Source organism: Streptomyces sp. NPDC127092, assembly GCF_042722475.1.
Taxonomy (GTDB): domain Bacteria; phylum Actinomycetota; class Actinomycetes; order Streptomycetales; family Streptomycetaceae; genus Streptomyces.
Genome location: NZ_JBHXFE010000139.1, coordinates 1,121 through 2,227, shown reverse-complemented (window position 1 = coordinate 2,227; position 1,107 = coordinate 1,121). Strand labels below are relative to the sequence as shown.

General features: G+C 78.6%; 1 protein-coding gene. It reads left to right on the top strand.

Annotated features, from left to right (window positions below; genetic code table 11):
• On the top strand, positions 1 to 1,107 hold a 1,107-nt coding region (locus ACFWJO_RS38035; protein WP_386872719.1), incomplete at both ends, for a DNA translocase FtsK.

Sequence of the window (1,107 nt, the reverse complement as noted above, 5' to 3'; positions counted from 1 at the left end):
GACCCCGAGGGCGCCTCCGAACAGCGGGCCGCCCGCCGTGCCGAGCGGCGCCGGGCCCGTGAGGAGCGCCGCGAGGCCGAGGACCTCGCCGCCCCGCTCTCCGTGGACGCGGAGACCGGGCGCACCCACCCGGACCACGACCAGTCCTACCTGGACGGCCCGGCCGCCGGCGCCCACGCCGCCGGGGCCTCCCGCCCCGGCCTGTTCGCGCGCCTGTTCGGCGGGCGCCGGGCACGCGAGGAGCAGGCCGCCGACGCCGCCCCGGAGCACACCGCCAGCACCGCCTACGACTCCCCGGTGATCCACGAGGCCGAGGTCGGCTCCCACGCCGCCCCCGAGGCGGAGACCACCCAGGTCCTGCCCCGGCCCGCCCCCCGGCGAGCCGCTCGCGGGGAGCAGGGCGTGTTCGACTCCGAGCAGGCCGCCGCGGACGCGCGGGACGCGGGCCGGGACGCCTCGGACGACTTCGACCCGTGGGTGGACGAGGACGACGCGCCCGAGGACGCGGACGCCGAGCCGCAGCCGCCCGCCGGAGTGCGCCGGCCCACGGCCGCGGACCGTGCCCTCGAGCAGGTCCGCGAGCACGCCCGCGCCCAGCGCGAGGCCGCCGCCCCGGCCGCCGCAGCCCCGGAGGAGGACGCGGGGGAGGACACCCCGTTCGCCCTGGACGACGCCCCACGTCAGGGCTCCGGGGCCGCCGCACCGTCGTCGTCCTCCGCCGTGCCCGCCAGCACCCCCGCGCCGGTGCCGCCGGTGACCGCCGAGCCGGCCCGCGGCACCCAGTCCGAGCTGGGCGGGGACGTGTCCTACACGCTGCCGCAGTCGGCCCTGCTCCCGGCCGGGCCCCAGCCGAAGGAGCGCTCCGAGGCCAACGACCGGGTCGTCGCCGCGCTGACCACCACGTTCACCGAGTTCAAGGTGGACGCCCAGGTCACCGGGTTCTCCCGCGGGCCGACGGTGACGCGCTACGAGGTCGAGGTCGCCCCCGGCACCAAGGTGGAGAAGGTGACGGCGCTGGAGAAGAACATCGCGTACGCGGTGGCCTCCTCGGACGTGCGGATCCTCAGCCCCATCCCGGGCAAGCGCGCGATCGGCATCGAGATCCCC